Source organism: Collimonas sp., from assembly GCF_039923675.1.
GTDB lineage: Bacteria > Pseudomonadota > Gammaproteobacteria > Burkholderiales > Burkholderiaceae_D > Collimonas.
In genome coordinates, this window is the sequence record NZ_JBDTCG010000095.1 from 84,787 (window position 1) to 104,101 (window position 19,315).

The window sequence follows — 19,315 nt, forward strand, 5'->3', positions numbered from 1 at the left end:
GATCTTCGCGCCGGGCGTAACTGAGGCTTGGACGGTTGCTCGCATTCTGGAAGCCGCCGGGGCTGGCGCTCTATGCCGGCGCGGGCTGGTGACGGGATGATGGGCGACGATTGTCTTGTCTGATGTGGGAGTTCGTCTGTCTCTTGGCGCGTGGCTTTCAGGGCTGACGACCCACGATTCCCAAGTATCCGAACAAGGCACGGCTGACACGAAGCTCGAGAGCTGTGCGGTCTACTTCGCCGCGCTCTCCCGCTGCGTCTACGATGGCGCGCACGATGGCGATGATGTCGCCAGCCGCTGTCTCGATGCTCGGCTGTGGCGGAATATCTTCATGGTCCAGAAGCTGTCGGATCAGTTCCGTCATGGCGGTAATGAATGGCGCCAGCTCCTTGGCAATGGAAGGGCGGTTTTCCTCGAAGTCGAGCAGGCGCGCGAGCGTCGGCCGGCGTAGTTGCTGGCGGACGGAGGCGGCAATCAGGTGCTTCAATCCTCTCTGGCCCGTTGGCTCGTTCAGCGCGCCTTCAGCCTCTGCAAAGAACACGGCGCGCTCCCGCTGCGAGAGGGCAACGATAAGCGCGTCCTTGCCTGGGAAGTATTGATACAGAGAACCGATGCTGACCCCCGCACGTTGCGCAACAAGATTGGTGTTCAAGCCGTCCAATCCCTTGGTTTCCAGAATGCAAGCCGCTGCCTCCAAAATCGCGGCAACGGTCTGTTCGGCGCGCGACTGACTGGGAATCTTGCGAGGCTTTAATGATTGGTGCTTTTTTGTCGTCACGACGTTATCTGGAATAAGGCGAGTAATAACTCATATTATACCAATGGTCGGACAAGGCGTTCGCCAAGTCGCCGGTACCCTTAAAAATCAGGCGTTCCGCCACGGTTGATTTGCAGGTCCTGCGGCAACAGGGCACGTCGCCGGGTCACTTATTTGTGGCCATCGCTGCGCGCATTATTTTTACAGGCGCATTCAGGATCAGGAGCGACATAGGCCGTGACCTCGTGATCGAGCATGCCGGCAGGAGCCGCTCGGGTTAACTCGAGTTGCCGGGAATCGGCCGTTTTATCGAAGTTCCAGGCGAACGAATTCTCACCGACGATGAACTTGATGATTTCACCGCCGACGACAGTCACGTAGTTTGTATCCGTAGCAATCACAATGGTGCGCGTGGCGGCGGTTACCTGCGCAGGGCTGCCGATCAGAACCTGTTTGGCGGATCTGTCGGTGCTTGAAGCACATGCGGTGCATAACATGGCGCTCAAAATGCAGGGCAACAGCAATTGTCTTCGCATGACGCTTCCTGGAGATAGGGTGGTTGGAACAGGATAGTTGGATATTAAGCCATGCGAAGAACGAACGCTAATTAAATTCCCTGTTTAAAAAAACTGATAATTGGCGCGCACGAAAAACGCGCGGCCGATGGCGTCTGCATAGCGCGCGTCGTAACCATACTGGAAGTTATCGGTGACGTTGGAGGCAGGCGGATTGGTGTTGAACAGGTTTTTGATGCCGGCGGTCAAGGTCAGGCTCTTGAATCCGCCGTAGCTGCCGGACAGGTTGTAGCGCGTGTAGGAGCCGACCTGGTGGTTCTTGTATCCATCCGCAATCTGGCCGCCGTTTTGGTCGCGATATCCTGTGGTGTGGACTTGCTGTACAGCGGCGCTCCACGGCCCCTGGCTCCAGTTGAAAGTGGCGGAATGGCGCCAACGGAAAATCACGCTGCCGTTGGCGTAGGTCGCCAGGTTGTTCAGATACTCGCCACCGGTTTCTGTCTGATAGTCATACTGGCTGACATAGGTGCCGTCCAGGGACAGGCCGAAATTGCCCCAGGCAGTCTTTGGCAAACGCCATGCAAAGCCAAGGTCAAAGCCTGAGGTATGCACATTGCCAAGGTTGACGTTAGTATCAATGATGTGACTGAGCGAACCATCCGGATTGCGGACGAATTTATCAGCGTATTTGACCGGGTCGGCAAAAATATCATTTTCAGGAATGACGTTGATCTGGTTTTTGATCCGGATATTCCAATAGTCTACTGAGGCCGTAACGCTAGGCAGCGGTTCGATCACCATGCCTAGTGTGAAAGAGTTGGATTTCTCGGGCTGTAAATTTTTGTTGCCGCCTTGAAGTTTGAAAAACTGTTGTCCACAATCGCGTGCGCCAATGCCGCCGGGAGCCACTGCACCACCTGGACACAGGACAGGATCATTGTACGGCGCCCCAGTATATGTTTTTGCATTCGGATCATTCAACTCATACAGGCTAGGCGCACGGAAGCCTGTGCTGTACGAGCTGCGGAACATGATTTCCTTGGCCGGCTGGAAGCGTAGCGCGACCTTGGGATTGACGGTATTGCCGACATCGCTGTAGCCGTCGTAGCGCAACGCCAGCTGGGCCTCCAGGGTTTTGAAGATGGGTACGTTGAGTTCAGTAAACAGCGCTTTCACGTTGCGGCTGCCGGACGCGGATTTGGAGTCTTGCGAACCGCTGCTCTCCACCAGATCGGATAGCGCGTGATTGACGTTGAAGCTGGCTTGCTCCCTGCGCAATTCGCCGCCGAGCGCGAAGCCCAGAGGCCCGGCCGGTAACTGGAACAGTTCGCGACTGGCGGTGAAATCGAGCGAAGTCACCTGCGTCTTGGCGTCTAGAATAACGCCACGCACCTTGGCCCGGTTCAAGTAATCCTCGCCGGCGGCGCTCTGTGGACCGAATGGATTGAGGATGCCGTTCAACAGTCCTTCCCTGATCATATTGCTATTCAGGTAGCCGTCGATCAGGGAGTCGCTGGCCTTGCTCATGGCGTATGCCAGGCCGGTCTTGTAATCCCAGCCGGCGAGCGTCCCATCCAGGCTGAACAGCAGGCGGTCGGTGCTGTTTTTGGATTCACCGATGCGCAGGCCGGCATCTATCGAACGCCAGTTGAGCGATAGCGGGCCACCGCTGACGCTGCCTGGCGTAATGCCATTGCCGGGATAGTAAGGACTGTTGGGATTGATCACATAATCGCTACTGGTGCCGCTGCCGTCGCCGCCGAAGACATCGGGGGCGATATAGGTTCTTACTTTGCTTTGTGAATGCAGGTATTCAATCGACGCCGTATTGTCGGCATCCAGTTTGAAGGTGCCTTTGCCTAACACTGCAATTTCTTCCGTCTTCGGCACGATGCCTATCACCGCCTGGCTGTTGTAGCGGCAAACGCCGCCCTGGGAGAACGCATAGGGCGGTTTGCAGCCTGCTGCAGCATAGGGATTTCCGGACTGGTCGGCATTGATGTCGTAGTAATTGGCCGGGTACGAATTGCCGCTGCCGATATCCATTCCCAGGCCCGGATTTCGGCCGCCCGGTGCGGAGAAACTCCGATCGCTGGCTTTCGCCGCGTTCTGGCTGTGATAATCGATGACACCAAAGAAGTTGTAGCCGTCTTTATCCAGATCACCAAGGCCGCCTGACAGGTTGAAACGTTTTTCTGCACCGCCGCTTTGCTCCGGCAGGATGCCTTCGGCGCTCAGGTTGAGGCCGGTGTAGGAACGTTTGGTGATGAAGTTGATAACGCCGCCGATGGCGTCGGTGCCGTAGATCGCAGAAGCACCATCGCGCAGGATTTCAACCCGGTCCAGCGCTGCGATAGGGATTACGTTGAGATTCACTGCGGAGCCGTCGAATGCGCTGTTGGCGAGACGGCGGCCATTCAGCAGCACCAGGGTTTTGTTGGGTCCCAGGCCGCGCAGATCCGCGGCGGCGCCGACGGTCCTGCCGGCGCCAACGTTTGAGGTGGTTGTGAAATTCGTTTGATTTCCCGAAATATTGGATAGCACTTCAGCTGCGGTAGTCGATCCCAGTTTGACGAAGTCATCCGCCTTGATGACAGTAATCGGCAATGCGCCTTCCGCCGCCACCCGTTTGATCGACGAGCCGGTGATTTCGACCCGATGCATTTGTTGCGGTGCTTCTTCTTCCTTATCGGTCTCTTGTGCTTGCAACGGCTGAGCCAGCAGACCCAAGCCGACAGCCATGCCGCCCGAAAACATCATGCGCAGCGAATGTGGCAATCCCCGTTCCTTCATCATAATCAAACCTCTCCTATGGGTAAACTCAGATCTGAAATACATTCTTGTTGAGTGTCTCCTGCCGGCGCCCGTGACGAATTCACCGGATTGGACGAAAGTCCGGGTAGTCAGGTCGTACAAGAAGTATTGCAATTCAGTGCTTTTATGGCAATAAATACTGAACAGTTAAGACAAAGCTTAGAAGCGAGATTTGGGAGGAGGAAGTTGCGAGAGGGAATGTATCTCGCATCCCTTGTGGTGATTGATTCCAGATGTGCGGCTGGCAAACTGCAGCTCGCAAATACAAGCGGCGCTCCAGGAGCGCCGCAGGGTTGATGCGAATGGCGAAGCAGAACGGCGGCAACGCCTCCGCATGCTTAGACGTTGAACAGGAAGTTCAACACGTCGCCGTCCTTGACAATATATTCCTTGCCCTCGGCGCGCATCTTGCCGGCTTCCTTGGCGCCTTGCTCGCCCTTGTGGCTGATGAAATCTTCATAGGCGATGGTCTGGGCGCGGATGAAGCCACGTTCAAAGTCGGTATGGATAGCGCCTGCGGCTTGCGGGCCGGTGTCACCGACATGGATGGTCCATGCGCGCACTTCCTTGACGCCGGCGGTGAAGTAGGTCTGCAGGCCGAGCAGCTTGTAGGCGGCGCGGATCAGGCGGTCCAGGCCGGGCTCTTCCATACCCATGTCAGCCAGGAATTCGTGCTTGTCGGCGTCGTCCAGATCGGCGATTTCCGATTCGATGGCGGCGCAGATGGCGACGATAGGCGCGTTTTGCGCAGCGGCGTAGACGGACAACTGATCGAGCAGCGGATTGTTGGTGAAGCCGTGATCGGAGACGTTGGCGACATACATCGCCGGTTTCGCCGTGATCAGGCAGAGCGGCTTGATCAGGGCCATTTCTTCAGCGTCGAGGCCGCAGGCGCGCACCGGCTTGGCCTGGTCCAGTTCCGGCATCAGTCGTTCCAGCAGGGCGACCAGCTTGGCGGCATCCTTGTCGCCGGAGCGGGCTTTCTTGTTTTCGCGATGGATGGCTTTTTCAACCGTACCCATGTCGGCCAGCGCCAGTTCGGTCTGGATCACTTCGATGTCGTCCAGCGGATTGACCTTGCCGGCGACGTGGATCACGTTGTCGTCTTCAAAGCAGCGCACGACGTTGACGATGGCGTCGGTTTCGCGGATGTGCGCGAGGAACTGGTTGCCCAGGCCTTCGCCTTTGGAGGCGCCTGCAACCAGGCCGGCGATGTCGACGAATTCCACGACGGCCGGCACAATGCGTTCCGGTTTGACGATCCCGGCCAGCGCCGTCAGGCGCGGGTCGGGCACCTCTACCACGCCGACGCTCGGCTCGATGGTGCAGAAGGGATAGTTTTCTGCCGGAACGCCTGCTTTAGTCAGGGCATTGAAGAGGGTGGATTTGCCGACGTTGGGTAGGCCGACGATGCCGCATTGGAGACTCATGATATGGACTTTGGTGAGTGAATTATTGGAACTAGCCTGCTATTTTACCGGAAGCGGCTGCTCAAGCCGTAAGCAATCGCAGTAAGTAATCGCGTTCGCCCCCGCGTATTGGCCCTGTCAGGCGTTATTGAACGTTATTTTGCAGTATGCAATTGCATGGTCGCGGCCTCGAATTTACCTTCGCATAGCATCGGAATAATTTTCAGGCTATCGGCAATCGCTTCTTCAATCGGGATTTGCTCATCCTTGCGTGGCCGGTGCAATACGAAATCCGCGACCACTTGCTGCAGGTTGAGCGTGCGCGGATGGCCGATGCCTAGCCGCAGACGCCAGTAATCCTGGGTGCCGAGCGCGGCCGTGATGTCTTTCAGGCCATTGTGGCCACCCGACGAGCCGCCTTTTTTCAGCTTCGCGCTACCGGGCGGCAGGTCCAGCTCATCGTGCACCACGAGGATTTCTTCCGCCGCAATCTTGTAGAAGCGCGCAAGGCCGCCTACCGACTGACCTGAGCGGTTCATGAAGGTTTGCGGCTCCAGCAGCCAGACTTCCTGGCCGGCGATGCTGGTCTTGGCGACAAACGCATTGAAGCGCGCTTCCCGCGCCAGGTTGCGGCCGAGCTGGTTGGCCAGGTTGTCGACCAGCCAGAAACCGGCGTTGTGGCGCGTTTGTTCATATTCCGGACCGGGATTGCCGAGGCCGACGATGAGGCGGATGGACATGTTTTCTTGATTTCGTATGAAAGGCTAGCGCAAATTATAGAAGAAGCGCGGGACCAATAATAAAAAACCCGCCACGAAGGCGGGTTTTTCGACCAGAAAAAAAGCCTTCTGGTAAATACGTCGACTATTACTTCTTGTCGGCAGCAGGTGCAGCTGGGGCAGCAGCAGCGGCCGGAGCAGCTGCTTCGGCTTCAGCTTCTACCTTGCCGGCTGGGATCGATGCAGTAGCGATAGTCAGGTTTTCTTGCGACACAGCCGAAACGCCCTTAGGCAATTTCAGATCGGCCAAGTGGATCGAGTGACCGACTTCGATGCTGGTCAGGTCGACTTCAACGAACTCTGGCAGGTCTGCTGGCAAGCAAGTGATTTCCAGTTCAGCCAGAACGTGGCTGATGATGGCGCCATTCAGTTTCACTGCCGGAGCGATGTCTGCATTGACGAAATGCAGAGGCACTTTAACGTGAATTGCTTGTTTGGCATCAACGCGCTGGAAGTCAGCGTGCAGGACCAGTTGCTTGTATGCGTGGACTTGGAAGTCGCGCAGCAAAACTTTCTGTACCGCGCCATCGATTTCGAGGTCGAGGATCGAGGAGTGGAAAGTTTCTTTTTTCAGTGCGTGGTACAGCGCGTTGTGGTCCAGCGAGATATTGACCGGCGCGTCGGAACCGCCATAAACGATACCTGGTGTTTGACCAGCATTGCGCAGGCGGCGGCTCGCTCCGGTCCCCTGCTCTTTGCGTACAAATGCGATGACTTTCATTTTGAAGCTCCAATGTGTGCCGGATTGAAGTCCGGCGGTAAAAACCCTCCGCGACCAGAGGGTTTTGTTAACCTGTTACGCCTGCAGTAAGGCAGGGCAGGCGTAGCAGGGAATGCGAATTCAGTATGCCGAATAATTACTCGGCAAACAGCGACATGACCGAGTCGCCCTTGGTAATACGCTTGAAGGTCTCGGCCAGCAGTTCCGCACATGACAACTGGCGGATCTTGCCGCAGGCCTTGGCTTCTGCCGACAGCGGAATGGTGTCGACCACCACCAGCTCATCCAGCGGCGAATTGACGATACGTTCAAGGGCCGGGCCGGACAGCACCGGATGCGTACAGTAAGCGACCACTTTCTTGGCGCCGCGCTCTTTCAATACTTCGGCTGCCTTGGTCAGGGTGCCGGCGGTATCGACCATGTCATCCATGATCACGCAGTTGCGGCCTTCGACTTCACCGATGATGTTCATGACTTCCGACACGTTCGCTTTCGGGCGGCGCTTGTCGATGATCGCCAGGTCGCAGTTCAGGCGTTTGGCCAGGGCGCGGGCGCGAACCACGCCGCCGACGTCCGGCGATACGACCAGCAAGTCTTCGTAGTTCTTGCTTACCAGGTCGCCCAGCAAAATCGGCGATGCGTAGATGTTATCTACCGGAATATCAAAGAAGCCCTGAATCTGGTCGGCATGCAAGTCCATGATCAACATGCGTTCGACGCCGGCTTCCTGCAGCATGTTCGCAACCACCTTGGCGGAAATCGCAACGCGCGCCGAACGCGGGCGGCGGTCTTGTCTTGCATAGCCAAAATAAGGAATCGCAGCAGTGATGCGGCCGGCAGAGGCGCGCTTCAGGGCATCGACCATCAACATGATTTCCATCAGGTTGTCGTTGGTTGGCGCGCATGTCGATTGCAGCACGAACACATCCTTGCCACGTACGTTCTCGTTGATCTCGACCATGACTTCGCCGTCGGAGAATTTGGTAACGTTAGCTTTGCCTAGCGGGATACCGAGTTGCTTGGCAACTCCAATAGCTAGTTCCGGATTTGCGTTGCCGGTAAAAACCATCAGGTTTTCGTTTGCCATGGAGTTCCCTGGATACTGTCGTTAAAAAGTTGAAAAGCCGACAATGCCAGACTGATGGAGTCTTGCGTTGGCGGCTTATGTGTTCGCTGTGTGCAGTGTTGTATTTCTGATGCGGCGTAATCCGGCTACCGCTGTAAGACTATATTTCCTGCAGGACATTATTGTCCGTATTTAATGGCAGGGGAAGAAGGATTCGAACCTTCGAATGCTGGAATCAAAATCCAGTGCCTTAACCAGCTTGGCGATTCCCCTACGCAACTTGTTGTCTATCATAAATCCGCGCTACATCCTATGCCGCGCTTGAATCTGATGCTAAACCGAATTCTGTACAACTCAACTAACTATCCAACAACCCAGCGAGCGGATGTTCCTGGATCGCCCTGGCTTTCCATGCTTTCCACTGAGTTGGCACTAATTTCAGTACTTCATCAGCTTCGTGTTCTTCGGTAAAAGCACAAAAAACACAAGCACCCGATCCGGTCATCCTGGCGTCTCCGTAATTGCCGAGCCATTTGATGGCCTCTGCAACTTCCGGGAACTGCCTTGCTGCCACGGCTTCCAGATCGTTTTTTCCGAAGAGCTTTTTAGTACCTATCGAAAAGTCCGTCATTTTGACGGGTTTCGTACTCCTTGTCAATTCCGAAGATGAAAAAATTATTTCAGTCGGAATTGTTACGCCGGGCTGAATTATAACGAACCATAGCCCGGGAGTGTCAAGCTTTTGCAGAGATTCCCCGATTCCTTCTGCAAATGCATTCCGGCCGAACAGGAAAAACGGTACATCGGCGCCTAATTGCAGACCCAAAGCCATTAACTCCACACGTGACAAGCCGCCTTGCCAAAGATGATTGAGCGCCATCAGCGTGGTGGCGGCGTCGGAAGAGCCGCCGCCCAGGCCGCCGCCCATAGGCAGATTTTTTTCAATGCCGATATTTGCGCCTAACGGCGCCGACGCCGGCGTCAATCCGGCATCCGCGCCAGCTTTTTCCCGGATCGCCGTTTGCAATAGTCTGGCTGCACGGACAATCAAGTCGCTTTCTTCCGGCACGCCGGGAATGTCAGTGCAGCGGCGGATCTGGTCGTCGTCGCGCACTTCAAAATGCAGCAAGTCATTGAAATCGACCAGCTGGAACACGGTTTGCAGCAAATGATAGCCGTCCGCCCGTCGTCCGGTGACGTGCAGGAATAAATTCAGCTTGGCTGGCGCCGGGCAGTTGTTCAGCGTGCGGGTCATGGCAAATTCATTGCAGAGATTCAGTGTGATTGGCGATTGCTGATGACGATACGGATCGCAACGTCGCCAGCCTGGGCGGTATTGCGCGCCAGGTCTATCCGTTTCGGATAGCTGTCGACGGCATTGTTCTGGTCCTGCCAGTTGCTGTATTGGATCAGCCATTTGTCGGCGGTGGTCACGCTGAAACTATCGTCGGCGGCTGGCGTCGCGGTAAAGCGCTGGCCGGCAGCGTTTTGGCCGAAGCCTTGCAGCCAGTCGCGCAAACCGGCGATCGGCAGCGGCCAGCCCAGCGCCTGCACAGTCAAGGCATCGACATCGCTGGCGATGCGCGGCGGCTGGCCGGCTTGTTTCAGGGTAGCCTGGTCGGCGCCTATATTGATGGTGGCGAGCGTTTGTCCCAGCGGCGAGAGCAGGGTGATGGCGGTTTCCTGCTTGTTTTGCGACCAGGTAAAACTGCCATACACCGCCTGCTCCTTGCCGTCCTGCTGGTAGCGCAGCGACAGCCGGCCGCTGACATCGATGGCTTGATGATACTGGCGCGCAGCGCCGCCGGTGGTGCTGGTGGCTGCGGCAGAGGGTGCTTGCTGCAAGCTGCTGCAAGCGCTCAATGCCATCGCGGCCAGTGCAACGGCGGCAAGGCTGGTGCGACGCAATGCCTGCAACATCGACGGCATTGCCTGTGAAGTCTTGCTGGTGTTTCGCATCATAATGTTGCGCGCAGCCGTGCCAGGGTGTTTTTCAGTGCATCGTTTTGAGGATCTTTCTGCCGTACTTCACGCCACAGTTTCTGGGCGTCGGTCTTTTGTCCCTTGATCCACAGCACTTCTCCCAGATGCACCGCGATTTCAGGATCGGGCAGCAAGCCATAGGCATTGCGCAGACGGGTTTCAGCCTCATCCAGGTTGCCCATACGGTACTGCACCCAGCCCATGCTGTCGACAATGAATGGATCCTGCGGCGCCAGCGACAACGCTTTCTGGATCAGGGTCAGTGCTTCCGGCAGGCGGATATTGCGGTCCGCCAGCGAATAGCCGAGCGCGTTATAGGCTTGCTGGTTTTCCGGCGCGATGGCGATCAGTTTGCGCAAGGCGGTTTCCATGGCGCTCAGGTTGTCCAGTTTTTCCGCTGCCATTGCGTAGTCATACAGCAGGTCGGCATTGTCCGGCTGGGCCTTGAGGGCGGTTTCCAGTACCTTGAAAGCTTCTTGCGGGCGTTTCGATTCGCGCAGCAATTGTGCTTCGACCTGGGTGACCTGGGTTTTCTCGCGTTCGCCGTTGGTGTCGATTTCCGCCAGTACCCGGCGCGCGCCGTCCAGGTCGCCGCGTTTGGACAATAATTGCGCCCGGCGCAGCTGTGCGTCGAGGTAAGCATCGCCCGGCTCGACTTGCGCCAGCCATTTCAAGGCGGTCTCGGTGTCATTCCGGTCCGACGCGATTTGCGCCAGGATCAGCAAGGCCTGGGTGCTGTCGCGCGACTCGTCGGGATGTTTGCTCAACTGATCAAGATAGCTGGTCAGATAACGTTCGGCAGCCGTGGTGTCGCCGATCTGCGCATTCAGCAAACCCAGCGCCAGCAAAGTGGTGACGTCTTGCTTGTCGCTTTTCAGCAGGATCTCGAATTGGCCGCGGGCTTTCTCGTATTGCTTTTGATCGATCAAGGTGCGTGCATAAGCCACCCGCACTTCACGCGAGCCGGGATATTTCTTGAGGAAATCGGTCAGGATACGCTCGACTTCCGAGTTTTCCGACGCGACTTGCGCGCTGGTCAGTATCGCCAGTTCGGAATCCGGTTTCAGATTCAACGCAATTTGCGCTTCTTCTTTGGCGCGCGTGACGTTGCCGATACTGAAGGCCTCTTGCGCCAGCGCCAGATGCGCCTCCGACATCGCCGTGTAAGGCGTCACCAGCTGTTCCAGCAACGTGAAGGCGCCAGCCTTGTCCTGCGCCCGCACCAGCAAGCGCTGGATTTGCAGCATCATCACGCCGCGTGCCTGCGGCGGTGCATCTTGCAGGCGCTTTTCCAGGATCGGCCGGGCTTCGGCCAGATTATTGCTGAGCATGATAAAGCCGAGATAATACTGGGTCGCTTCTTCCGAATCGGGCGCCAGTTCGCGCCACAGCCGGATCGCTACCAGCGCTTCGCCGGCCTGCTTGGCGCTCAGCGCCATTTCAGCCGCACGCCGCGCCAGGCGCGGGTCGCGTGTTTGTTGCGCGGCGCCGAGCAAGGTCACATAGGCGGATTGCCAGTTACCGCGCTGGAAAGCGATTTCGGAACTCAGCACCTTGAACAGGATTTCCTTGGTCAGCGGAACCGCCGGCAGATGTTCTTCCGGTGGTTTGACCGGCATTGGCCTGGTCGCCAGCTTGCGCGCCTTGAGCTGCTCAGGATTGGCCGTAGCTGCAGTTGCTTGTGGATCGGCAGGAGTGGCGCTGGTGGCCGCGGCTGAATCTTTGGCATCGTTGTTGCTTGAGGAAACACCGGCGCAAGCCGACAGCAGGGTAGAGAGCGTTACAATGGCAAGGGCTTTTTTCAAGGGACATATCCTAGCTTGTCAGCATTCGAGATCTGAATTTCAGAGGTAATTCTGATTTTACGCCCAACCGGAGAGCAATGCGCAGTCGCCAGCGCGAGTTTTGTTTCAAAAATAGTATCGGCGGCGGCACACAATTCCGCCTGCTGTAATTTGACCGCTTGTTTATTGCTTTTTTACTGCTTTATCAGATCAGCCGGGGGCAGGATAGTTCGCGACAGAATTTGTCAGTTACTGCTAAACCCCGTCTTTGAAAATAACCACTTATGCCAGAATTGCCTGAAGTAGAAGTAACCCGTCGCGGCGTTGCGCCGCATCTCGATGGCCGCGTGGTCACCGCCGTCACGTTCCGTCACAGCGGTTTGCGCTGGCCGTTTCCGCAAGATTTGCCGGCGCTGCTGGTCGGCCGCGCGGTGCGCCGGGTCGAGCGCCGCGGCAAGTATCTGTTGCTGCGTTTCGATCATGGCACCGTGCTGATCCACCTCGGGATGTCCGGCCACTTGCGCATCCTGACGCTCGGCACCGAGCCGCAAAAGCACGACCATTTCGACCTCGTGGTTGGCCAGCAGTTGCTGCGCCTGACCGATCCGCGCCGTTTCGGCGCCGTGCTCTGGCATGACGACGTCGACGGTCCGGTGGAGCAGCATGTGCTGCTGGCCGGCCTCGGGCTGGAGCCGCTGGAACCGGTTTTTTCTGCACAGATTCTTTACCGCCAGACGCGCAACCGCAGCGCGCCGGTCAAACAAGTGCTGCTGGCGGGCGATATCGTGGTCGGGGTCGGCAATATCTATGCCTCCGAGAGCCTGTTCCGGGCCGGCATCAATCCGAAAACGCCGGCTAATCGCATCAGCCTGGCGCGTTATGAGCGGCTGGTTGATGCCATTCGCATAATTTTAGCGGCGGCAATCGAGAAGGGCGGCAGCACTTTGCGCGATTTTATTGGTGCCGATGGCCAATCTGGCTACTTCCAACAGAGTTATTTCGTCTATGATCGTGCTGGGTTGCCGTGTAGAAATTGCGGAGCGCTGATTACGCAGATCAAGCAAGGCCAGCGGTCGACGTTTTATTGCAAGAAATGTCAGAAATAAAGTTGAGAAGTTCAGCTGAAAAATCAGGCAGAGAAGTGAATTTTAGAAATAGCTTGTAGAAGCTATTAAAAATATCAGAAACAAATATCAGAAACGATAGGCGAGAGAGATAGTGAGCAATCTAGTCCAGAAATTCCAGGAATACAGTGAGTGGCGTACCGGGGTGGCGGGCGCGCTACGGCGTTATCAGACATGGGCGAGCGCATCGAAATTATCGGATATCGCCAGCGAACAGCGCATCGCACGCGCCTTGGCCCGGCTGACCGACGATAAATTATCGATCGCTTTCGTGGCGGAATTTTCGCGCGGTAAATCGGAGCTGATCAACGCGATCTTCTTCGCCGATTACGGCCAGCGCATCTTGCCGTCAGCCGCCGGCCGCACCACCATGTGCCCGACCGAGCTGCTGTATGACGCCTCGTTCCCGTCCTGCATCCGGCTGCTGCCGATAGAAACCCGCGCCGAATCGCAATCTACCAGCGACTACAAGGGCGCGCACCACGTATGGACGGTGCTGCCGCTGGATATCTCCTCCACCGACGGCATGCTGGAAGCATTCAAGCAGGTCAGCCTGACCAAATGGGTGCCGGTGGAAGAGGCCAAGCTTTACGGCCTGTACGATGAAGACGACCCGGACGCCGCGGTCGCCATCGATGTCCTGGGCCGCGTTGAAATTTCCCAGTGGCGGCACGCCATCGTCAATTTCCCGCATCCCTTGCTGAAAGAGGGGCTGGTGATTATCGATACGCCAGGCCTGAATGCAATCGGCACCGAGCCGGAACTGACTCTCAACCTGATTCCCAACGCCCACGCGGTGCTGTTCATCCTGGCGGCCGATACCGGCGTCACCAAGAGCGATATCGACGTCTGGCGTCATCATATCGGCAGCGGCGCCGGGCGCATGGTGGTGTTGAACAAGATCGACAGCATGTGGGACGAGTTGCGCTCGCCGTTTGAAGTCGAGCAGCAGATCAGCAAGCAGGTGTCGAGCGTGGCGCATACGCTGGGTTTGTCGGAGGCGCAGGTTTATCCGGTATCGGCGCAGAAGGGGCTGGTCGGCAAGATCAACGGCGAGCCGGACCTGTTGCGCAGGAGCCGCTTGCCGGCGTTGGAAAACGCCTTGTCGCGCGAGCTGATACCCGCCAAACGCGACATCATCCGCTCGCAGCTGATTGCGGACATCCATGACCTGACAGTCACCAAACAAGCCTTGATGTCGGCGCATATCCGTAGCGTGGTGGAGCAACTGCTGGAGCTGAAGAGCTTGCGCGGCAAGAATACCTCCATCATCAGCCACATGATGAAGCGTATCGATATCGAGAAAAAGGAATTCGACGAGAGTTTGCTGAAATTACAGGGCACGCGCACCGTGTTTGCCCGTTTGTCGGCGGGCGTCTTCAGTACACTGGGCATGGGCTTGCTGAAAGAAGAAATCCGCAAGACGCGCGAGACCATGAAAGGCAGCATGTTTACCGCCGGTTTCCGCCACGCGGTGAAGGATTTTTTTGACAATTCGCAGGAAAACCTGATGCTGTCCGGCCAGAAGACCGATGAAATCTCGGAAATGATGACTATCATGTACCGCAAGTTTTCGACCGAACACGGTTTGGCCCTATCGACGCCGATGCCGTTTTCGCTGGATAAGTATCGCAAGGAAATCAACGTCATCGAAACCGCGTATCATCGCCAGTTCGGCACGGTCACCCTGGTGAAAACCAGCCAGGTGGTGCTGATGCAGAAATTCTTCGATTCGATCGCCTCCCGCGTCAAGCAGAGCTACCTGCAAGCCAATCGCGATGTCGACGCCTGGCTCAAGGTAGTCATGGCGCCACTGGAAGAGCAGATCCGCGCCCACAAATCGCAACTGAAGCAGCGCACCGATTCGATCGAACGGGTGCACGTCGCGATTGACAGCCTGGAAGAGAAAATCCAGTCGGTGGAAATGCTGCAGAAGGAGTTGACTGCGCAGAGAAACACCTTGATGGCGCTGGAGAACGATTTGAGAAATGCGCTTGGAAGCGAGCTGTCGCCCATGAAAGTTGCGGTATAAATGAAACGTGTAGTTAACAGCAGTAGCATCAAGTCAGCAAATAATCAGGCAACCGCCATATTTGCCGACCCGTCTTTTTCTGCGGCGGTGATTGCATGGCAGAAGCAACATGGCCGTCACGCTTTGCCGTGGCAACAGACGCGTGACGCTTATCGCGTCTGGCTATCTGAAATCATGCTGCAACAAACGCAGGTGGCGGCGGTGATTCCCTACTACCAAAAGTTTTTATCCAGTTTCCCCGATGTGCAAGCTCTTGCCGCTGCACCCAGCGAGGCAGTAATGGCGCACTGGAGCGGCCTGGGATACTACACCCGGGCCCGCAACCTGCATCGTTGCGCGCAAAGAGTGGTTGCCGAACATGGCGGAGTATTCCCGCATGATCCGGAGTTATTGCAAGACCTGCCCGGCATCGGGCGTTCCACCGCCGCCGCCATCGCCGCCTTTTCCTACGGCGTGCAGGCAGCGATCCTGGACGGCAATGTCAAACGCGTATTCGCGCGGGTTTTCGGAATAGAAGGCTATCCCGGCAGCAAACCGATCGAGGATGTCATGTGGCAGCGCGCGGTAGCATTGTTGCCGGAGCAGGGCGTGGAATCGTACACGCAAGGGCTGATGGATCTAGGCGCGACCCTGTGCACCCGTGGCAAACCGTCCTGCCAGACATGTCCGCTGGCGCAGCGCTGTGTAGCGCTCGCCACCGATCGCGTAGGTGAGCTGCCGGTCCGCAAGCCAAAGAAAGCCATCCCGGAAAAACATACCGGCATGTTGGTAATCGTAGACCAGCACCAGGTATTGCTGGAACAACGTCCAGACAGCGGCATCTGGGGCGGCTTGTTGTCGTTGCCGGAAATCTCCCCCGAAGCAGATTTCGACGCAGCCCTGAGCCGCGCCACGGCTGCCTTCGGCGAGGTCGCGTCATGCGAACCGCTGCAACCGTTCACCCACGTGTTCACCCACTTCAAACTGCAGATCTCGCCGTTCCAGATTACGCTGGCAGACAGAGTAGATGGCATCGCTCAAGCCAATTACGTTTGGTATCCCGCTGAAAAACTGGCGGATGCGCCATTGCCTGCGCCGGTCAAGAAATTATTGCTGGAAGTTTTCCGCGAAGCGGATTTGTTTGCTTAAACAAATTCTGGCACCAAGTTAAACGCGCATACGCAAAAGTACAAAGCTGTGGTTTTTGACGTTGACGTTGATGTTGAAGTGTTCCGCATTGAGAACTTGCCAAAAGAGGCACGTGGCAGTCGGGAATTGTGGGGCACATGTTTGAGCGCAGCGAGTTTGTGCCTCACCCGACTGCCACGTGCCTCTTTTGAGGACCTGACCGAAGGGAAGGCAAAAGCTTTGCGGTCGCCTTTTCTTTGCTTACTTTATTTTGGCGAAGCAAAAGAAAGTGAGTAGCTGCCGGGCTACCCTCGGCTTGCATCCACGGAGCCGCCGCCGCTTTATATAACGACGACCCTATTTAACTACGTTTGTAGCGGCTCGGGATTTGTCGAGCGCTAGATGATGTTGTGCTGCAGGAGATATTGGTGAATGATTCTCAGCCGTTCGCGGCCGTCGGTCAACTCCAGCAATTTCTGCCGCGCCTTCAAAGGAATCGGCAAAATCTCACACCAGCGATTAGCAACCCATCCCGCATCATCAAACCGCACCGGCAACGAGAACGGGCTAGCGTAATCCGCCCCATGCGCAGCCCGGCCCTTCTTGTTGATATCGTCAATCACCAGCTTCAAAGTCCCCGCGCATTGCAAGTGAACTTCATCCGGTACAGTCGCCGGATCCGCATCGATCAGTTCTACCTGCGCCTCCAGCCGCTGATCCGCCAACACCCGCTGCCGCAAAATCCGAAACCGCTGGCTGCCCTCGGTGCGCAACATCATCACCCCCAGGTCCTGCATATCCCATTCGGTAATCCGGGTCAGGCAGCCCACGCTTTCAGGGTCCGCGGCGTTACCCACTTCCTGTCCGGATTTGATCAACACGACGCCAAACTGCTGTTCGCTCTTCATGCAATCCCGCAGCATGTCGAGATAGCGCGTTTCAAACACCTTGAGCGGCAACACGCCGCCTGGAAACAATACGGCATGAAGAGGAAATAAGGGAATCCAGGAATTATTTTCAGGCATGGAAAGAGAACAGATAAATTGAACTGCGTCGTCGGCTAGTGATCGCCTGCGCGCTTGGCCAGCTCGCGGTGACGCCGCACCACGCGTTCTGAGACCTGGAAATATTCCGCCAGCTGCTCGACCATATACACAGAACGATGCTGGCCGCCGGTGCAGCCGATCGCCACCGTCAGATAACTGCGGTTGTCGTTCTTGAACTCAGGCAGCCATTTTTCGACAAAATTGCGGATGTCGCCCAGCAGGTCGGCGACCCGCGGCAAGCCTTCCAGGAAAGCGATCACCGGCTGGTCGCGCCCGGTCAGCGGCCGCAGCTTGACGTCGTAATGCGGGTTCGGCAGCATCCGCACATCGAATACCAGATCGGCATCCAGCGGCACGCCGCGCTTGAATGCGAACGATTCGAACAGCAAGGTCAGCGGCGCCGGTTCGGTATCTACCAGCTCCTTGATCCAGCTGCGCAAGCGGTTGGCGCTCATGTCCGAGGTGTCGATGGTGTGGCCGATGTTCTCGATCTCGACCAGCATCTCGCGCTCGTTGAGGATGCACTCGGTCAGGGTCAGGCGGTCGCTCGGATTCTGGCCGGGACGCAGCCGGTGCGATAGCGGATGGCTGCGCCGGGTCTCGGAAAAGCGCGCGATCAGCGATTCGGTCTGCGCCGTCAGGAAAAACACCTTGACGTCGTGTCCTTCGGTTTTCAATTGCTGGATATCGCTCGGCAGGCCGGCCAGCGAATCGGCGCTGCGGGCATCGGTGGCCACGGCCAGCATTTGCGCTCCTTCGTGTTGACGGGCGGCGACCAGGTCGCGCAGCAGCACTGGCGGCAAGTTGTCGACGCAAAAATAACCCGCATCTTCGAGTACCCGAAGAGCGACTGATTTGCCGGAACCGGAAATACCGGTAATAAGAATAATGCGCATTGGAGAATGATACCGTAAGTCGGGGTTTACGCCGCGAGGCTACAGGGAGTGTCCGAATTGGAAGCAGGCATGAACCACATGCCGCCATCTCGCCCGGCGAAAAATCACACTTGAGAAGTGTGTCCCCGCCAAGTCTGCCGTATCGTATTTTATATGCCACTCGCGCTAATCCTGCGCCAGATCCGCTTACGGTTTTGTAACGTTATGTACCCGCGATATGGCGTTTCAAAGATCGCTGTCGCTATCCATTGCAATCCGTTGCCGGGCGATGAAATCCTTGAGCGTATCGATGCCGCGCAATTGCAGGATCGTATTGCGCACTGCGGCTTCCAGCAGCACCGCGATGTTGCGGCCGGCGGCCACCGGAATGATGACCTTGCGAATCGCCAGCCCCAATACTTCCTGCGTGTGAGCATCGAGCGGCAAGCGTTCGTAATTCTCTTCCAGCGTCGCGCGGCGCACCAGATGGACGATCAGCTTGAGGCGCATCTTGCGCCGCACCGCGGTTTCGCCAAAGATGGTCTTGATGTCAAGCAGGCCCAGTCCGCGGACTTCCAGCAGGTTTTGCAGCAGATGCGGACAGCGTCCTTCGATCATGTTCGGCGCAATGCGCGCGAATTCCACCGCATCGTCCGCCACCAGACCATGGCTGCGTGAAATCAGTTCCAGCCCCAGCTCGCTTTTGCCGAGCCCGGATTCGCCGGTGATCAGCACACCGACTCCCAGCACATCCATGAACACACCGTGCATGGTGATGCGCTGCGCCAGTTTTTTCGACAGATACACGCGCAGGTAATCGATCACCTGGGCTGCGGGCAGCGGCGTCGAGAACAGCGGGATATTTTTTTCGTCGCAGATTTCCAGGATGTCCGGCGGCGTCGCCAATCCTTGGGCGATGATGAAGGCCGGCGGTGCGCCCGCCACCAGTTCCGCGGTCTGATAAACCCGCGAGGTGGCCGAAAGGCGTTGGTAATACTCGGTTTCCTGATGACCGAAGACCTGGATCCGGCCCGGGTGGATCAGGTTCAAGTGGCCGACCTGGTCGGCAGCCGAAGCAGCGTCGCCGGAAATCAGGCGCTCGCCGCCGGGAAAGCCGGCAAACCAGCCTAGTTGCAGCGATTCGCGGTTTTCGTCATACAGTTGCTGAATCGATAGAGGCGTGGAAGCGGGCATGATAGGCGTCTGACATGGTTAGTTAGGGCAGGATCGCCCGCAGACACCCGGTAGAGCCTCAAAAAACCGACACAGCGCTGGTTTTCATGTTGCCCGGTAAAAACGATGT

Annotated in this window: 16 protein-coding genes and 1 tRNA gene; 3 read left to right on the forward strand and 14 right to left on the reverse strand. The window is 57.0% G+C overall.

The annotated features are described in order from the left end of the window. Positions 1-157 precede the first annotated feature (157 nt). The 11 genes from ABI171_RS20860 to ABI171_RS20910 form a co-directional block, all read right to left on the reverse strand. Complete coding sequence (locus ABI171_RS20860; RefSeq protein WP_348094479.1) at positions 158-778, reverse strand: TetR/AcrR family transcriptional regulator; 621 nt, start codon at positions 776-778, stop codon at positions 158-160. Between the two features lie 149 nt (positions 779-927). Then, complete coding sequence (locus ABI171_RS20865) at positions 928-1,293, reverse strand: CzcE family metal-binding protein (protein WP_348094480.1); 366 nt, start codon at positions 1,291-1,293, stop codon at positions 928-930. Positions 1,294-1,377: 84 nt separating this feature from the next. After that, complete coding sequence (locus ABI171_RS20870; RefSeq protein ID WP_348094481.1) at positions 1,378-4,068, reverse strand: TonB-dependent receptor; 2,691 nt, start codon at positions 4,066-4,068, stop codon at positions 1,378-1,380. Positions 4,069-4,424: 356 nt separating this feature from the next. Next, positions 4,425-5,516 carry a redox-regulated ATPase YchF gene (gene ychF / locus ABI171_RS20875; RefSeq protein WP_348094482.1) on the reverse strand — a complete coding sequence of 364 codons (1,092 nt, stop codon included), beginning with the start codon at positions 5,514-5,516 and terminating at the stop codon, positions 4,425-4,427. Positions 5,517-5,650: 134 nt separating this feature from the next. Then, positions 5,651-6,235 carry an aminoacyl-tRNA hydrolase gene (gene pth / locus ABI171_RS20880; RefSeq protein WP_348094483.1) on the reverse strand — a complete coding sequence of 195 codons (585 nt, stop codon included), beginning with the start codon at positions 6,233-6,235 and terminating at the stop codon, positions 5,651-5,653. A 127-nt stretch (positions 6,236-6,362) separates the two neighbouring features. After that, positions 6,363-6,995, reverse strand: a complete 633-nt coding sequence (locus ABI171_RS20885; RefSeq protein ID WP_348094484.1) for a 50S ribosomal protein L25/general stress protein Ctc — start codon at positions 6,993-6,995, stop codon at positions 6,363-6,365. 136 nt (positions 6,996-7,131) lie between these two features. Beyond that, positions 7,132-8,082 carry a ribose-phosphate pyrophosphokinase gene (locus ABI171_RS20890; protein ID WP_348094485.1) on the reverse strand — a complete coding sequence of 317 codons (951 nt, stop codon included), beginning with the start codon at positions 8,080-8,082 and terminating at the stop codon, positions 7,132-7,134. Between the two features lie 175 nt (positions 8,083-8,257). Next, positions 8,258-8,334 (reverse strand) — tRNA-Gln (locus ABI171_RS20895). A gap of 85 nt (positions 8,335-8,419) precedes the next feature. Continuing rightward, positions 8,420-9,316, reverse strand: coding sequence for a 4-(cytidine 5'-diphospho)-2-C-methyl-D-erythritol kinase (gene ispE, locus ABI171_RS20900; RefSeq protein ID WP_348094486.1), 897 nt, complete (start codon positions 9,314-9,316; stop codon positions 8,420-8,422). Between the two features lie 20 nt (positions 9,317-9,336). Beyond that, positions 9,337-10,023, reverse strand: coding sequence for a lipoprotein insertase outer membrane protein LolB (lolB, locus tag ABI171_RS20905; protein ID WP_348094487.1), 687 nt, complete (start codon positions 10,021-10,023; stop codon positions 9,337-9,339). Then, positions 10,020-11,849, reverse strand: coding sequence for a tetratricopeptide repeat protein (locus ABI171_RS20910; protein WP_348094488.1), 1,830 nt, complete (start codon positions 11,847-11,849; stop codon positions 10,020-10,022). Before ABI171_RS20910 ends, lolB begins: the two co-directional genes overlap by 4 nt. Before the next feature lie 263 nt (positions 11,850-12,112). On the opposite strand from ABI171_RS20910, the gene mutM reads away from it, so the two are divergent. The 3 genes from mutM to mutY all read left to right on the forward strand — a co-directional run bounded on the left by mutM (position 12,113) and on the right by mutY (position 16,112). After that, a complete protein-coding gene (gene mutM, locus ABI171_RS20915) occupies positions 12,113-12,934 on the forward strand; it encodes a bifunctional DNA-formamidopyrimidine glycosylase/DNA-(apurinic or apyrimidinic site) lyase (protein WP_348094489.1) in 822 nt (273 codons plus the stop codon). A gap of 112 nt (positions 12,935-13,046) precedes the next feature. Further along, positions 13,047-14,984: a dynamin family protein gene (locus tag ABI171_RS20920; RefSeq protein WP_348094490.1), complete on the forward strand. Its 1,938-nt coding sequence runs from the start codon at positions 13,047-13,049 to the stop codon at positions 14,982-14,984. Further along, positions 14,985-16,112: an A/G-specific adenine glycosylase gene (gene mutY, locus ABI171_RS20925; protein WP_348094491.1), complete on the forward strand. Its 1,128-nt coding sequence runs from the start codon at positions 14,985-14,987 to the stop codon at positions 16,110-16,112. It begins immediately after the preceding gene. 377 nt (positions 16,113-16,489) lie between these two features. Here the strand turns inward: mutY and ABI171_RS20930 are convergent, their stop codons facing one another. The 3 genes from ABI171_RS20930 to hprK all read right to left on the reverse strand — a co-directional run bounded on the left by ABI171_RS20930 (position 16,490) and on the right by hprK (position 19,206). Further along, entirely contained in the window at positions 16,490-17,116 is a 627-nt protein-coding gene (locus tag ABI171_RS20930; protein ID WP_348094492.1) for an LON peptidase substrate-binding domain-containing protein, read from the reverse strand. A 35-nt stretch (positions 17,117-17,151) separates the two neighbouring features. Beyond that, positions 17,152-18,033: an RNase adapter RapZ gene (gene rapZ / locus ABI171_RS20935; protein WP_348094493.1), complete on the reverse strand. Its 882-nt coding sequence runs from the start codon at positions 18,031-18,033 to the stop codon at positions 17,152-17,154. Positions 18,034-18,258: 225 nt separating this feature from the next. Beyond that, positions 18,259-19,206, reverse strand: coding sequence for an HPr(Ser) kinase/phosphatase (gene hprK / locus ABI171_RS20940; protein ID WP_038485268.1), 948 nt, complete (start codon positions 19,204-19,206; stop codon positions 18,259-18,261). Between the last annotated feature and the right edge of the window lie 109 nt (positions 19,207-19,315).

Excerpts from the sequence above, each read along its gene's own strand:
- ABI171_RS20865 (WP_348094480.1), bottom strand. The coding sequence starts at position 1,293 with ATGCGAAGACAATTGCTGTTGCCCTGCATTTTGAGCGCCATGTTATGC.
- ABI171_RS20870 (WP_348094481.1), bottom strand. The coding sequence starts at position 4,068 with ATGATGAAGGAACGGGGATTGCCACATTCGCTGCGCATGATGTTTTCG.
- ychF (WP_348094482.1), bottom strand. The coding sequence starts at position 5,516 with ATGAGTCTCCAATGCGGCATCGTCGGCCTACCCAACGTCGGCAAATCC.
- pth (WP_348094483.1), bottom strand. The coding sequence starts at position 6,235 with ATGTCCATCCGCCTCATCGTCGGCCTCGGCAATCCCGGTCCGGAATAT.
- ABI171_RS20885 (WP_348094484.1), bottom strand. The coding sequence starts at position 6,995 with ATGAAAGTCATCGCATTTGTACGCAAAGAGCAGGGGACCGGAGCGAGC.
- ABI171_RS20890 (WP_348094485.1), bottom strand. The coding sequence starts at position 8,082 with ATGGCAAACGAAAACCTGATGGTTTTTACCGGCAACGCAAATCCGGAA.
- ispE (WP_348094486.1), bottom strand. The coding sequence starts at position 9,316 with ATGACCCGCACGCTGAACAACTGCCCGGCGCCAGCCAAGCTGAATTTA.
- lolB (WP_348094487.1), bottom strand. The coding sequence starts at position 10,023 with ATGATGCGAAACACCAGCAAGACTTCACAGGCAATGCCGTCGATGTTG.
- mutM (WP_348094489.1), top strand. The coding sequence starts at position 12,113 with ATGCCAGAATTGCCTGAAGTAGAAGTAACCCGTCGCGGCGTTGCGCCG.
- mutY (WP_348094491.1), top strand. The coding sequence starts at position 14,985 with ATGAAACGTGTAGTTAACAGCAGTAGCATCAAGTCAGCAAATAATCAG.
- ABI171_RS20930 (WP_348094492.1), bottom strand. The coding sequence starts at position 17,116 with ATGCCTGAAAATAATTCCTGGATTCCCTTATTTCCTCTTCATGCCGTA.
- rapZ (WP_348094493.1), bottom strand. The coding sequence starts at position 18,033 with ATGCGCATTATTCTTATTACCGGTATTTCCGGTTCCGGCAAATCAGTC.
- hprK (WP_038485268.1), bottom strand. The coding sequence starts at position 19,206 with ATGCCCGCTTCCACGCCTCTATCGATTCAGCAACTGTATGACGAAAAC.